We start from the raw sequence: 13,626 nt of genomic DNA on the forward strand, positions 1-13,626 counted from the left end.
TTATATCACCGCTTCTTTAGTGAGTTGTTTTTGTTTCTCTACCGCAACTCGATTCGTTACGATGACTGGTTTGGAGTCATAATTTTTGCTTCTCGCAGTCTTGAACCTTCTTCCTCTTCGATTCACCGCGCTTTATTGGAAAGTGGTCAAGTCAGGCGGGTTTATCTGGATGAGTTGGGGGATTTGCGAGAACAACCTTTGGGATTGGGTTTGATGTTGCTGACAAATGTTACTTCTGAAACGGAAGCAGTGGAAGGGGCGCGGTTTTTGCTGGAGCAAGCACAGCAACAATCGGAGCAAGCGATAATTGATTTAATTACGACGATTATCGTCTACAAGTTTTCTAACCTGAGTCGAGAGGAGATTCAAGCGATGTTGGGACTAAATTTGGAAGAACCACGGGCTATTCTGGAAGCGAAGGAAGAAGGGCGAGAGGAAGGAAAGATCGAAGGAAAGGTTGAAGGACGAGAGGAAGGAAAAATCGAAGGAGAAAGAGCGATCGTTTTACGACTATTAAATCGGCGCGTGGGTAATATTCCTGATGCATTTCTGTCCCAGATTCAAGGGTTATCGGTGGAAGAGTTGGAAGCTTTAAGTGATGCTTTGTTGGATTTCTCTACTCTTGCTGATTTGTCAGGGTGGTTACAAGGTCAACTAAGCGGGTAAGTTTCACACAGAGAAGAAGGGCGATACCTGCTGTGGGCTACGCCTACGCTAAAATTGGTATCTCAAGCCTTTACAATCTGGTAATTGTCTGGGTGTTGAGGAATAAAAATGCGGCGCGACTCCATCTTCTACAAATTATTTAAGCAATTTCCGGGTTTGTTGTTTGAATTAGTAGATGAACCACCCCCAGAAGCCCAAAACTACCAGTTTGAATCAGTTGAGGTGAAAGAAACGGCGTTTCGGATTGATGGAGTGTTTTTACCTCCTGCTGATGCAGTTTCCAAAACCGTCTTTTTTGCTGAAGTCCAGTTTCAGAAGGATGAAGACTTATATCACCGCTTCTTTAGTGAGTTGTTTTTGTTTCTCTACCGCAACTCGATTCGTTACGATGACTGGTTTGGAGTCATAATTTTTGCTTCTCGCAGTCTTGAACCTTCTTCCTCTTCGATTCACCGCGCTTTATTGGAAAGTGGTCAAGTCAGGCGGGTTTATCTGGATGAGTTGGGGGATTTGCGAGAACAACCTTTGGGATTGGGTTTGATGTTGCTGACAAATGTTACTTCTGAAACGGAAGCAGTGGAAGGGGCGCGGTTTTTGCTGGAGCAAGCACAGCAACAATCGGAGCAAGCGATAATTGATTTAATTACGACGATTATCGTCTACAAGTTTTCTAACCTGAGTCGAGAGGAGATTCAAGCGATGTTGGGACTAAATTTGGAAGAACCACGGGCTATTCTGGAAGCGAAGGAAGAAGGGCGAGAGGAAGGAAAGATCGAAGGAAAGGTTGAAGGACGAGAGGAAGGAAAAATCGAAGGAGAAAGAGCGATCGTTTTACGACTATTAAATCGGCGCGTGGGTAATATTCCTGATGCATTTCTGTCCCAGATTCAAGGGTTATCGGTGGAAGAGTTGGAAGCTTTAAGTGATGCTTTGTTGGATTTCTCTACTCTTGCTGATTTGTCAGGGTGGTTACAAGGTCAACTAAGCGGGTAAGTTTCACACAGAGAAGAAGGGCGATACCTGCTGTGGGCTACGCCTACGCTAAAATTGGTATCTCAAGCCTTTACAATCTGGTAATTGTCTGGGTGTTGAGGAATAAAAATGCGGCGCGACTCCATCTTCTACAAATTATTTAAGCAATTTCCGGGTTTGTTGTTTGAATTAGTAGATGAACCACCCCCAGAAGCCCAAAACTACCAGTTTGAATCAGTTGAGGTGAAAGAAACGGCGTTTCGGATTGATGGAGTGTTTTTACCTCCTGCTGATGCAGTTTCCAAAACCGTCTTTTTTGCTGAAGTCCAGTTTCAGAAGGATGAAGACTTATATCACCGCTTCTTTAGTGAGTTGTTTTTGTTTCTCTACCGCAACTCTATCCGTTACGATGACTGGTTTGGAGTCATAATTTTTGGTTCTCGCAGCCTGGAACCTTCTTCCTCTTCGATTCACCGCGCTTTATTGGAAAGTGGTCAAATCAAGCGGGTTTATCTGGATGAGTTGGGGGATTTGCGAGAACAACCTTTGGGATTAGGTTTGATGTTGTTGACAAATGTTACTTCTGAAACGGAAGCAGTGGAAGGGGCGCGGTTTTTGCTGGAACAAGCACGGCAACAATCGGAGCAAGCGATAATTGATTTAATTACGACGATTATTGTTTACAAGTTTTCCACCTTAAGTCGAGAGGAGATTGCAAAAATGTTGGGACTGAATTTGGAAGAACCACGGGCTATTCTGGAAGCGAAGGAGGAAGGAAAGGTTGAAGGACGAGAGGAAGGAAAAGTCGAAGGAAAGGTTGAAGGAGAAAGAACGATCATTTTACGACTATTAAATCGGCGTGTGGGTAATATTTCTGATACGCTTCTGTCACAGATTCAAGGGCTATCGGTGGAACAGTTGGAAGCTTTAGGTGATGCTTTGTTGGATTTCTTTACTCTTGCTGATTTGGAACGATGGTTACAACGTGAAGTAAGGGGGTAAGTTTCACTTAGAGATTTAGAGATACAGATAAGGAGAGCGATCGCACTCGCGCAAGTATATCAGAAGCGGTGGAAGAAAAAGTGCGATCGCTCCTCCCGCGACTGTTAAAACGACTATTTGGTGAAATTGCTGAGGAACTGTGGAAGTCTTAGCTTTGGCGTTGTTGGAATTGAGATTGCGATCGCTGACTTGGAAGGATGGTTTCAAGGTCGAAAAGATTACTAAGATTGGTATCTCATGCAAAAGTCCTACAAAAGAGTGTATTCAAAAGCCTTGTTTAAAGGAAATATTTGTTGTATGGTTATGATTAATTTTTGTTCGGTTGTAAAAAATAATTATGAGTTTAATTACTCTAAAAGTCATTGATAATTCTGGCAAAGAAATAACCCTTTTGACAAAAGGAGTCGCCGATGCAGACAACCAAAGTAGAGATTTTTATATTGGTAATAGATGCAGAGTCTCTTCATCTAATCGGACTGGAACAATTCTCAGACGTTCTGATTCTCCAAATTCGGTAATTCAAACAGATGATATTGATATCCAATTTGATGATGGGAATATAGAAGCCATTAATTTGGTTTATCTTTATCATTAAATCCAGATTATGCCGTTTGAAGATTGATTATTAATGCTTTGATAGCTTCATTACTTAAAGAGTGTTGAAGTTAATTGGTATTGTGAATCACCAATCGCTAAATGCCAATATCTGCGGCAAACTCTCGTAAATTATCCTGTCGCCACTTGGCATCTGCTTTACGATTTGTCCGCAACTCCAAAACCCGAATTCCCTTACTTGGTAGCGGGTTTAATATTTGCTGCAACTGCTGCCAAGAAGTAATCAATTCATGCTGCACATTATAAGTAGCGCATAACTGAGCAAAATCAATATCCTGGGGAGTGCCAAAAAACTCTTCAAATGGTGGGTCAAATTTGGCAATGGGTAACATTTCAAAAATGCCACCGCCATTGTTGTTGATTAACACAATCGTCAAATGTCCGACAAACTTATTGCGGATTAAAAAACCATTGGTGTCATGTAACAGTGCTAAATCTCCCGTTAACATCACACTACTTTGCTGGCGATGGGCAATTCCTAAAGCTGTGGATAATGTGCCATCTATACCATTTGCACCCCGGTTAAAGTGCGATCGCACTCCTAAATTATTCGGTTTCCAGAAATACTCCACATCCCGCACAGGCATACTATTGGCAATAAACAGTGGGGTTCCTGGCGGTAAAATCTGAGAAATTAACCAAGCTGCTTTACTCTCAATGACTTCATCTATCTTCCCCATCGTCTTATCAACAGCTAACCTGACTTTAGCTTCCGCGTCACACCATTGTTGCAAATAGTCTGAGGAGAAAGATAAATTTCTCTCTTCTACCTTTATGTCTTCTACAGATATCCGTAAATGCGTCGTCCTCCCGTGCAAAGGATCGAGGTTTTGGTCACTGGGATCAATTACCCAGCGTCGTGGTTGCGTTGCATCTATCCAGGTACGCAGTTCTTTACTCGTAGGCATTTCACCCAACTGAATCACTATTTCGGGCGCTAGCAGCTTTGCTAGTTGCTGATTTCGCAAAATCAGGTCATAAGTGGCAATCAAATAAGGGTTGAGTTCGGCATAATTTCTCACTGGGGAAAGTCCCTCAGCTAGCACTGGCCATTTGAGAGTTTGGGAAAGGTGCGCGATCGCTCTACAATACTCTTCTGGTTGCTGTAGTTGGGCAACACCTGCAATAATAATGCCGCGATCGCATTCTTTCCATTCTTTGGGAATGGGGAATGGGGCATAGGGCATGGGGCATGGTTTTGTTATTCCTGCAAAAAAGTCTTCTGGGTGAAACTGCGATCGCAAATAACTCAAGTCAATTCCATCAGGAAGAGGCGCTAAGGGATCGCGAAAGGGAATATTCAAATGTACTGGCCCCTTCGTAGGAGTTTGCGTTCTTTCCCAGCTATGAATTATTGTTTGCCGTAGGTAAGCTAGCATTCCCATGTCAGGGGAGGGTAAGGCTAACTCTGTTTGCCAATTTGGGTAGTTTCCATATAATCTCAATTGATCTACAGTTTGCCCAGAGTGACAATCTCGCAATTCTGGCGGTCTATCGGTGGTTAATATCAATAGTGGTACGCGACTATATGAAGCTTCAATGACTGCTGAATAAAAATTTGCTCCTGCTGTACCAGAGGTGCAAACTAGTACCACAGCGCGTCCGGTTGCTTGAGCTTGTCCCAAAGCGAAAAAGGCGGCGGAACGTTCATCGAGAATGGAAATCGCTTCAATCTCAGGTACTTGTTGAGCAAAAGCTACTGCTAAAGGTGTAGAGCGCGATCCCGGACAAACGATCGCACAAGTCAATCCCAATCGCTTTAGGGTCTCTGTTAAAATGTAAGCCCAAAGTTGATTAACATTCCTAAAGGCGATCGGCATTAAATCAAACATAGCTATAAAACAATCTGAAATTTTAGATTTTGTCTAGGGAAATTTCATTTAAAATCCATCTGGGAAAGTTTGGTGAAAATAAGTCCGAGGGGAGGGAAGCCGATCCTCGATACTTTGGAACCACCTTTGCGTAAGGATGGCTTGTAAACCAACCCTCACAAATACGGTGATGGAACCCAACACCGCCACGCGAGTTTGGAGGAAAGAAAATCTCCGCACAAACTTGCTCCACTTTCTACAAAATGCCCAATTTGCTCTCAAACTTTTATGGACTGCATTCATTTAACGGGAATTCGCGGCTATGGCTACACTGGGTATCTACCAGAAGAACAGGTTCTAGGACAATGGTTTGAGGTGGATGTGAGGTTATGGTTGGATATTTCCATAGCGGCCAAGACTGACGCGATCGAAGACACTTTAGATTATCGCAGCGTCATTGGCTTGATACAACATCTGGTCAAAACGTCTAAGTTTGCTTTGGTGGAGAAATTGGTAGCAACGATCGCAGATTCTATTCTCCAAGAATGCGATCGTGTAACAAAAGTCCAAGTAATTCTGAGCAAACCTGCCGCACCTATTCCAGACTTTGGTGGCAAAATTAGCATTGAACTGACTAAAAGTAAGTCCAATATCTAAAGCACAAAATCTGTTTTTCTTCTCAATATCTATAAACTAGCAAAAACAGGGGGTTTACGTGGAGTGTGGAAGTATCTCCCAAAGAGAATCTTTCCTGCCATTCCCCCAGCACCTGTTTTTTTTCAAAAAATAAAAAAATCACGTAATTTGCTTATGAGCATTTGATTTGTATATTTTCAGTTCAAATCATTTATGATGAAATTTTAACCAAAAGCAATGAATAGTTCTAACTAATAATCTTTCATTCACAATTAAAAATTTAATACCAATTCTTTGTAAGGCTGCATCAAATCAAGATTATTTGGCGAACCAAGGGGCAAAATTACCTGATTAATTGTTAGTAGCATTCTAGTTAATGGATAGTATCATATTGCATACAACACACGAGATTAATTTTTTAAACTAAGCTTAAAGTAGTATCCTGTAATTTAATTAAATTTTGTTCTTGATTATTTTTTAAATAAATACTATACTTAGTATTTATTTTCTTCAGAGAAAATATTGTATATTTTTGAAAATCAGTTTTTGATTGATGGTAATTATATGGTGACTTCCGTTTCATGGAAATGGCATGATATTAACTGCATACAATAATCAAAATAAGCTTTGACAAGCACAGAAGTTATCGGAGGTTAATAACATGATGCTATTTGCTCATTAGTCAGTATATATATCAAGCAATAACACAGGCTATTAAAAGATTGTTTATGATAAAATAATAACCTTTATATCGAGTTGACACTGACAGCCAAAATCTGAACCTTAGCAAACAGGTTATGTTACCATGTTCGCCCGCAAAATCCTAGTTGTTGAGGATGAAAAAATCATAGCCTCAAATATTAGAAAGAGTTTACAAAAATTAGGTTATTCCGTTTCAGAAATAACCAAGTCTGGTGAAGAAGCAATAAAAAAGGTAGCCGAAACTCATCCACATTTAGTATTAATTGATATCTGCCTAGCTGGTGAAATTGACGGTATACACATAGCAGATATTATCCAAAATCAGTTCCATGTGCCTGTAGTATATTTAACAGATTGTTCGGAATATAAAACATTACATAATAATCAGCTAAGTGAGCCTTTTAGTTACATAGTCAAACCATTTATCGAAAGTGATTTACATTTTGTAATTGAAATGGCCCTGTATAAACATCAGAGCAAAAAAATATTATATGAAGAGAAACAGAGGCTGGCAGCAATTATTAACAGTATGGGCAGTGCAGTGATTGTGACTTATGCAAATGGTTGTATTCAAATGATGAATCCCAGAGCAGAACTAATCACTGGCTGGAAGCAAAATGAAGCGTTCGGTAAAGATTTAGTAGAAGTCATTAGCTTAGTTGACAAAGATGTAGGAGAAAAAATTGAACATTTAGCCAAAGATGCAATCGAAGCAGGTGAATTTTTCAATTTACCAGAAAACTGCACGCTGATTACCAAAGATGGCAAAGAGATAGCGATTGGGGATAATATTGCACCCATCCGCGATCGAGATGGTAATATTAGTGGTACGGTTTTAGTTTTTCAAGATATCACCAAACGCAAGGAAACAGAGGCGCAACTGATACGAAATGCGTTTTATGATGGGCTGACAGCATTACCAAATCGTGTTTTATTTTTAGATCGGCTTAGACAAACAATTGAACGTAGCAAACGCAGAAATGATTATTATTTTGCAGTTTTATTTTTGGATTTAGATGGGTTCAAAGAGATTAACGATCGCTTTGGGCATGGAATAGGAGATGATTTTTTAGTAGCGATCGCTAGACGTTTAGAGTCGTGTTTACGCGGTGGCGATACTGTAGCACGATTTGGTGGTGATGAGTTTACTGTTCTTTTAGAGGATATTAAAGACATTACTGACGCTACCAATGTTGCCAAACGGATTCAAGAATCCTTGCGATCGCCACTTAACCTGAATGGATATGAATTATCTACTACAGCTAGCATTGGTATTACTTGGAATTTTAGTAGTTATGAAGAGCCTGCAACTTTGCTACGAGATGCTGATATTGCGATGTACCGAGCTAAACGGAAGGGAAAAGCTACTTATGCCATATTTAGTTAAATTTAGTTAATTAGTCCTTTCTGCTGCCATTTAAAACGATCTGAATGTCATGGAAAAAACCGAAAAACAGAAAATGCTCGCAGGCGAATTATACCTGGCGGAAGATCCAGAATTAGCTACGGAAAATAAGCGAGCTAGTCGTTTGTTGCGAAGGTACAATTCTACAACTGAAGAACAGCAAGAGCAACGGCAGCAAATTTTGCAAGAGTTATTTGGAAAGATCGGTGACAAAGTATCGATTGTGCCACCCTTTCACTGTGACTATGGTAGTAATATTTTTGCTGGCGACAAATTTTATATGAACTATGGCTGTGTAATTTTAGACTGCAATACAGTTCATATTGGCGATAATGTCTTGTGCGCTCCTTATGTACAAATTTATACTGCTTACCATCCTACAGAGCCAGAAATTCGCCTTTCTGGGAGAGAATTAGCTGCCCCAATTAACATTGGTAACAATGTTTGGATTGGTGGCAGTGCAATTATTTGTCCAGGTGTAACTATTGGTGATAATACAAGCATTGGTGCTGGTAGTGTAGTTGTCAAAGACATACCTGAGAATGTTGTCGCTGCTGGCAATCCCTGCCGCGTCATTCGGTATTTGTCGTAGAGTTTAAAATTTATAACCTCTAGCAATCCAATAGAGCCAGTCTGCGATCGCTTCTTGAGTTTCGCTATCAGTATCAATGGCTGCTATTTCAGATAACTTTGCAGAATATACATCTTCATCCTTACCATTAATGTAAGCCACTTCTACCAACATATCTTTTAAGCACTCATCATCTGGAGCCATTCCCAGCACTTCCACATCTTTCTCCTCAGTAGAGCCTGATTTGCGTCCTTTCTTAGTCCACTTAGCCATAAAGGGAAAATTCAGAACCTCTTCCAGGTAGTAATACCAACCCATAGCTCGATCTTCTTTGTCTTCAGCATCTACAACGATCTCTGTTTTAATGCGATGCTCTCGGTTTTCGTCGGCTTCAACATTAGGCATAAGATAACGCTTTACGTGTATAACATTTTGATAATATTACCAAAGTCTTGGCTAAGAATAATTTTTCTAAAACATAGTTAAGTATATAAGACTTATGCATAAGATACATCCCAACCCCCTTTAAAAAGTGGACTTTTAGGGTTCACTTTTTTTTTATGGGAGATTAGAGAGGATCTAGGTTTTAGTTTTAAGTGCGTAAGTCTTGCTATATCTAAGTTATACAAAAAACCGCTTGTCATTGACAAACGGTTTTCTAGTTATATTCCCTCAAAGAGGAACTTATTTGCTGTGCTTCAGTGGTAAATGATTTCTTAGCACCAAAGCGCAAAATTTTTCAGAAATTAAACTAGTCTCAAATCAGGATAATTTGCCAGTACATCATCAGATGTGAGGGTATCATTTTCAGCCTGCGGAGTCCAAAGTACTTCAATTGCCAGAAGTTTCTCACTAGGGATACTACCAATTTGGCGCAAAGCTTGACGCAAATCATCAGCACTGTTAATTGCTGCGGGGATTTCAAACTTGCCTAGTGTAGCTGCCAGCAAGGTGACAATAATATATTCTCCAGGGCCTTCAGTAAATAGGCGGGTGGGATTGTCGAGTTCACCAACCGGGGGTAAAGCATCTTTGGCAAGAGCTGCTTTTAGCTGGTTGTTGACGTTAGAAAGAGTTTCTTCACTAAACTTGCTGCGTTCTGCCAGTGACAGCCGATTAAACTGACTTTCAGCTGAATTTAAACTGGCTTGTTGAGTACCACCACCTGCATATACAAAGTATTCGGGATGGCGGAGTAAAGCTAGGCTGGCTTCTTGCAGAATTTCTGCTCTCCCCTCTGGGGTGTTAGTATCAGCAGTTTCAGCAATGTGGTTGAGTTCATTTTGCAATTCGCGGGCTTGAGCTAACAAACCGACTTGTAAACGAGTTACCGAAACAGGAGAGTTGCTGCTGTAATCGGCTTCTCCAGTTTCACCACTAGAGACGCGGCGGAAAGTTTGCCATAGGAAATTAGCGATCGCAAAGAAGATTAAGATGCTAAATAGACCACCAAATCCTCCCCCAATCCCCCAAAAAGGAATTAGGAAGGGAAAGCCAAAACCGCCACCAAATCCTCCGCCAGGATAATATCCGCCCCCGCCAGGTGGCGCATAAGTGCGTGGTGTATAAGTGCGGCTGGAAGGCGCTCTAAATGAGCCACCACCGATACGGCCCCCACTGCGGGCTGCTAATGCTCCATCGGCGTGACTAAGAGCCAAAGCTAACACCAGACTTAGGACTAAGAAGGTCTTTAACAGTGGTTTGATGGTTTGTTGTAGTTTTTTACGCATAGTTACAATCGCTTAGAAAACAGAATTTTTTATGATTTCTCCCCATGTTGGTAGGAGTGTTGCCGTATGGCGCTAACGACAGCCTGTAACAAGCAAGCTTTGTAGCATTCACTTTTAAAGGCTACATACTCAATCTACCGCGTCTTATCTGGCGTAGGCAGCGATCGTAGGGGGGATTTCTCGACTGGGGAACCGTACCTTAAGATATGTTCACAATTACAGAAAGTTGCGATGTCTACGACGGTCTAAGCCTACGGGCAATTGTTGCTAAGTCTTGGATTAGCATTTATATACTACAGTCTTGAATTATACAGTTGATTATTTTGACTAATTTTTTAATACTTCACCGACTTGTTTTGTCACAATGTGGAAGGATATTTTTAATCTATAAGCACTATATACTACATTTATAAATCAATACATTTACTTATTTACGAAAAACATCAAGTGACTAGAATGCTAATCAGGAAAGCTAACAAGACACTAAATGGTTATCAAATGCTTGTGCAGCTTTGTGGCATTTTGGCACACAACTTCAAAGTATTCACGATATTATCTTGAGAGTAGGTAATTTTAGCAACATTTATTCGCTAAGTAAATTAACTCCAAGTGCTAGATTTTATTTATTGTCCATCATGCACAGAAATTCTCAATCCTGGAGAATTTTGCCGCGAAAATAAAATCAATCCAAAAAAATAATCTTCCTGGCTAATCTTCTAAAATAGCCTTCAAGTTTTTCTACCAGATTCGTTTTAAAAGAAATAAAATAATAATTAGGGACTTCCAATAAATAAATTACCCAATCTTGTGGGGTGGGCATCTTGCCCGCCTTTGTATATGGGCGCTCATGTTGCCCACCCCACAAGAAGTAGTTGAGTATTTTTTTATTTGGAAGTCCCTTATGGCTTTGGAAGTAATCCTAATTGCAAATAAATTGAAAATTATTTGAAGTAAATTCGTCAACTTGATTATGGAACATATTTCTCAACTAACAGCTGAAATCAGAGATAAAGCTGCATACCCAGATATCCTAGTCATCAGCCGGATCTTCCTGCCGAAAGAAGCTGTAATTGGGGAATATATGTATAATCGCTGTCTCCAAGATCCAGAGCGAGTTATTGTGCTGACAGCGAGTTGTTCAGGAGATAAAGTATTTGACGAAAGCCAACAATTTCCTGTATATCGCTGGTTTTATCCTAGATACTGGCGCAGTGGCTTTGTGGGAAATATCCTGAAGCCTTTTGTCAATATTGTCTGCTCATTTGTCCTCGCAATCAGACTCTATTTCCGTTATCACTACCGTTATATAGAATGGGGCCACGGCTATGACTTTCCTTCACTGTTGCTATTGAGCTATTTTTTACCTATTCGCTTTTTTATCTATTTGCACGGGAATGATTTTCTTTGTACTTTACACAATCCCGTGCTGCGATCGCTATTTAAATTAACACTCAAACGCGCCGAAGGTATTGTTTGTAACAGTTCTTATACACAAGACTATCTCAGAACTGCTTTCCGATTAGATACTCCTACCCACGTCATTAACCCAGTAATCAGACCAGAAAAATTTGCTAATAATGTAGAGAGTCCCAGCAGCCTTGATGATTTAAGGGTTCGCGTGCGTCAGGCGTACAATATTCCCGATTCATCAATAGTTATTCTCTCCATCGGAAGGCTGGTAAAACATAAAGGCTTCGACCGAGTAATTGATAACATTCCACTATTGCTAACTTTTGGGGTGGATGTTCACTATATAATCTGCGGTCAAGGGCCAAGTGAATCACAACTAAAATCTTTGGCGCATCGTTTGCGGGTAGATAAGCGCGTCCACTTTGCGGGATATGTGCCGGAGCGAGAATTAGCAGGTTATTATGCAGCTTGCGATATATTTGCCATGCTGACTTTATTGGATACTAAACCTAACAATATGGAGGGTTTTGGTATGGTTTATTTAGAAGCAAGTTACTTCGGTAAGCCGATAATTGCCCCTCGCTTAGGCGGTGTTCTAGATATAGTTCAGCATGAGGAAAATGGGATACTGGTTAATCCCAATTCTGGTTGTGAAGTTTTTCAAGCTTTCAATCGGTTGTGCAAAGATCGGCAGCTACGCGAGCAACTTGGCCGCAAAGGTAAAGAATTAGCCAAGGGTCGAACCCTTCATCGATCGCTTTACAAATCAGAGGGGAGAAACGCAATTTTGTGAGATAAATGTAAATCGAGGGATGCTTACGACGGTCTAAAATACGCCAAAATTGGATTGGTGTCAACTTAAAGCCAGGGCAATTTAATTAAGCTAACTTGATATCACAAATAGCTCTGCAAATGAGCAAGATTGCAGTGTAAAATCTCGCTTGTGATTCGATTAAATGTGCAATGAAAAATATCTGGTTTCGCATAGAGATATTCCTTCAGCATTACGCAAAGCGCCGAATGCAATCTTTTGTGTTTACAGTCATCGGATGTTTTGCTGTAGTTAGTGTGATTACCTTTGGGACTATGTATGTTGTGGCTCAACCTGCTTCAACCTCATCTGAACGTCCTGCTGTGAAAGCGCCAAATTTCGGGCGACATTTTCAAGAATTCGGGCGTGAAGGCTCAATCTTGATTTACGACTCAAAGAACAACCGCATTTATGAACACAACCCTCAACGGAATGTAACAGCGATCGCTCCAGCTTCGACATTCAAAATTTTTAACGCCCTGGTAGCTTTAGAAATAGGTATAGTTCCCGATGATGTGGCGGTTCTCACTTGGGATGGAATTCACCGAGAAATTGATGCCTGGAATCATGATACAAATTTGCGTCAAGCCTTTAAAGATTCAACTGTTTGGTTCTACCAAGTACTAGCACGTAGGACTGGATATGAACGGATGCAGCAATTTATTAACAAAGTAGGTTATGGGAACCGTAAAATTGGTACCGCCGCAGACATCGATCGTTTTTGGCTACAACAGCAGCTATTACAAATTACACCCAAAGAGCAAATTAAGTTTTTGCAACGGTTGTATCAAAGCGATTTGCCTTTCTCGCAACGGACAATAAATCTTGTCAAAGAGATTATGATCCGCGAACAAACTCCAGACTACACACTGCGAGGAAAGACGGGATGGTTAACGAGTCGCAAACCAAATGTTGGTTGGTTTGTGGGTTATTTAGAGCAAAACAAAAACGTCTACTTTTTCGCCACAACCCTTGATATGCTTAAAGCAGAAGATGCACCCGCCCGCATCGAGATTACACGACGCAGCCTTAAAGATTTGGGCTTGCTGGCTCAAATCAACTAACCACCTCCGACAATAGTTACCACTTCTAAGCGATCGCCTGGTTGCACTTTTGTATCCGTCCAAAACTGGCGGTGTAAAATTTCGCCATTATATTCTACAGCCACCAAGCGGGGGTTAAAACCCAATTTTTGGAGCAAATCGGGTAAAAAAGTTTCAAATGGGCAGCTATGGGTTTCCCCATTTATCTGAATCGTAATCTCATTAGACATAAATGTGGGGAATAGGAAATTG

General features: G+C 40.7%; 15 protein-coding genes. 9 read left to right on the forward strand and 6 right to left on the reverse strand.

Annotation, left to right across the window (positions count from 1 at the left end):
- The 3 genes from CDG77_RS16995 to CDG77_RS17005 form a co-directional block, all read left to right on the forward strand.
- On the forward strand, positions 1 to 666 hold a 666-nt coding region (locus CDG77_RS16995), incomplete at its 5' end, for a DUF2887 domain-containing protein (protein ID WP_094330524.1).
- A gap of 108 nt (positions 667 to 774) precedes the next feature.
- On the forward strand, positions 775 to 1,659 hold the full coding sequence (locus tag CDG77_RS17000; RefSeq protein WP_094330525.1) for an Rpn family recombination-promoting nuclease/putative transposase: 885 nt from the start codon (positions 775 to 777) through the stop codon (positions 1,657 to 1,659).
- Positions 1,660 to 1,767: 108 nt separating this feature from the next.
- On the forward strand, positions 1,768 to 2,640 hold the full coding sequence (locus CDG77_RS17005; protein WP_094330526.1) for an Rpn family recombination-promoting nuclease/putative transposase: 873 nt from the start codon (positions 1,768 to 1,770) through the stop codon (positions 2,638 to 2,640).
- A 15-nt stretch (positions 2,641 to 2,655) separates the two neighbouring features.
- On the opposite strand, the gene CDG77_RS35535 is transcribed toward CDG77_RS17005, so the two are convergent.
- Complete coding sequence (locus tag CDG77_RS35535; protein ID WP_143857042.1) at positions 2,656 to 2,847, reverse strand: hypothetical protein; 192 nt, start codon at positions 2,845 to 2,847, stop codon at positions 2,656 to 2,658.
- A gap of 130 nt (positions 2,848 to 2,977) precedes the next feature.
- On the opposite strand from CDG77_RS35535, the gene CDG77_RS17010 reads away from it, so the two are divergent.
- A complete protein-coding gene (locus CDG77_RS17010; RefSeq protein ID WP_094330527.1) occupies positions 2,978 to 3,235 on the forward strand; it encodes a hypothetical protein in 258 nt (85 codons plus the stop codon).
- Between the two features lie 97 nt (positions 3,236 to 3,332).
- On the opposite strand, the gene menD is transcribed toward CDG77_RS17010, so the two are convergent.
- Both menD and CDG77_RS36580 read right to left on the reverse strand, forming a co-directional pair.
- Positions 3,333 to 5,087, reverse strand: coding sequence for a 2-succinyl-5-enolpyruvyl-6-hydroxy-3-cyclohexene-1-carboxylic-acid synthase (gene menD / locus CDG77_RS17015; protein ID WP_094330528.1), 1,755 nt, complete (start codon positions 5,085 to 5,087; stop codon positions 3,333 to 3,335).
- A gap of 48 nt (positions 5,088 to 5,135) precedes the next feature.
- On the reverse strand, positions 5,136 to 5,306 hold the full coding sequence (locus tag CDG77_RS36580; protein WP_190233989.1) for a hypothetical protein: 171 nt from the start codon (positions 5,304 to 5,306) through the stop codon (positions 5,136 to 5,138).
- 48 nt (positions 5,307 to 5,354) lie between these two features.
- Between CDG77_RS36580 and folB the strand changes: the two genes are divergently transcribed.
- From folB to CDG77_RS17030, 3 genes are all read left to right on the forward strand, one after another.
- Positions 5,355 to 5,723 (forward strand): dihydroneopterin aldolase, encoded by a 369-nt coding sequence (gene folB, locus CDG77_RS17020; RefSeq protein ID WP_094330529.1) that lies wholly within the window; start codon positions 5,355 to 5,357, stop codon positions 5,721 to 5,723.
- 784 nt (positions 5,724 to 6,507) lie between these two features.
- Positions 6,508 to 7,791: a GGDEF domain-containing response regulator gene (locus CDG77_RS17025; protein WP_094330530.1), complete on the forward strand. Its 1,284-nt coding sequence runs from the start codon at positions 6,508 to 6,510 to the stop codon at positions 7,789 to 7,791.
- Positions 7,792 to 7,840: 49 nt separating this feature from the next.
- Positions 7,841 to 8,401: a sugar O-acetyltransferase gene (locus CDG77_RS17030; protein ID WP_094330531.1), complete on the forward strand. Its 561-nt coding sequence runs from the start codon at positions 7,841 to 7,843 to the stop codon at positions 8,399 to 8,401.
- Between the two features lie 3 nt (positions 8,402 to 8,404).
- Here CDG77_RS17030 and CDG77_RS17035 read toward each other — a convergent pair whose 3' ends face one another.
- Both CDG77_RS17035 and CDG77_RS17040 read right to left on the reverse strand, forming a co-directional pair.
- A complete protein-coding gene (locus tag CDG77_RS17035; protein ID WP_094330532.1) occupies positions 8,405 to 8,785 on the reverse strand; it encodes a calcium-binding protein in 381 nt (126 codons plus the stop codon).
- Positions 8,786 to 9,126: 341 nt separating this feature from the next.
- The gene (locus CDG77_RS17040) at positions 9,127 to 10,110 is read right to left on the reverse strand and encodes a DUF1517 domain-containing protein (RefSeq protein WP_094330533.1); all 984 of its coding nucleotides are present in this window, start codon (positions 10,108 to 10,110) and stop codon (positions 9,127 to 9,129) included.
- Between the two features lie 970 nt (positions 10,111 to 11,080).
- On the opposite strand from CDG77_RS17040, the gene CDG77_RS17045 reads away from it, so the two are divergent.
- Together CDG77_RS17045 and blaOXA are read left to right on the forward strand one after the other, a co-directional pair.
- Positions 11,081 to 12,313, forward strand: a complete 1,233-nt coding sequence (locus CDG77_RS17045) for a glycosyltransferase family 4 protein (RefSeq protein ID WP_094330534.1) — start codon at positions 11,081 to 11,083, stop codon at positions 12,311 to 12,313.
- 227 nt (positions 12,314 to 12,540) lie between these two features.
- Positions 12,541 to 13,395, forward strand: coding sequence for a class D beta-lactamase (blaOXA, locus tag CDG77_RS17050; protein WP_094330535.1), 855 nt, complete (start codon positions 12,541 to 12,543; stop codon positions 13,393 to 13,395).
- On the opposite strand, the gene thiS is transcribed toward blaOXA, so the two are convergent.
- The gene (thiS, locus tag CDG77_RS17055) at positions 13,392 to 13,604 is read right to left on the reverse strand and encodes a sulfur carrier protein ThiS (RefSeq protein ID WP_094330536.1); all 213 of its coding nucleotides are present in this window, start codon (positions 13,602 to 13,604) and stop codon (positions 13,392 to 13,394) included. The genes blaOXA and thiS overlap by 4 nt on opposite strands.
- Positions 13,605 to 13,626: the final 22 nt, after the last annotated feature.

Source organism: Nostoc sp. 'Peltigera membranacea cyanobiont' 213 (assembly GCF_002245975.1).
In the GTDB taxonomy this organism is placed as follows: Bacteria; Cyanobacteriota; Cyanobacteriia; order Cyanobacteriales; family Nostocaceae; genus Nostoc.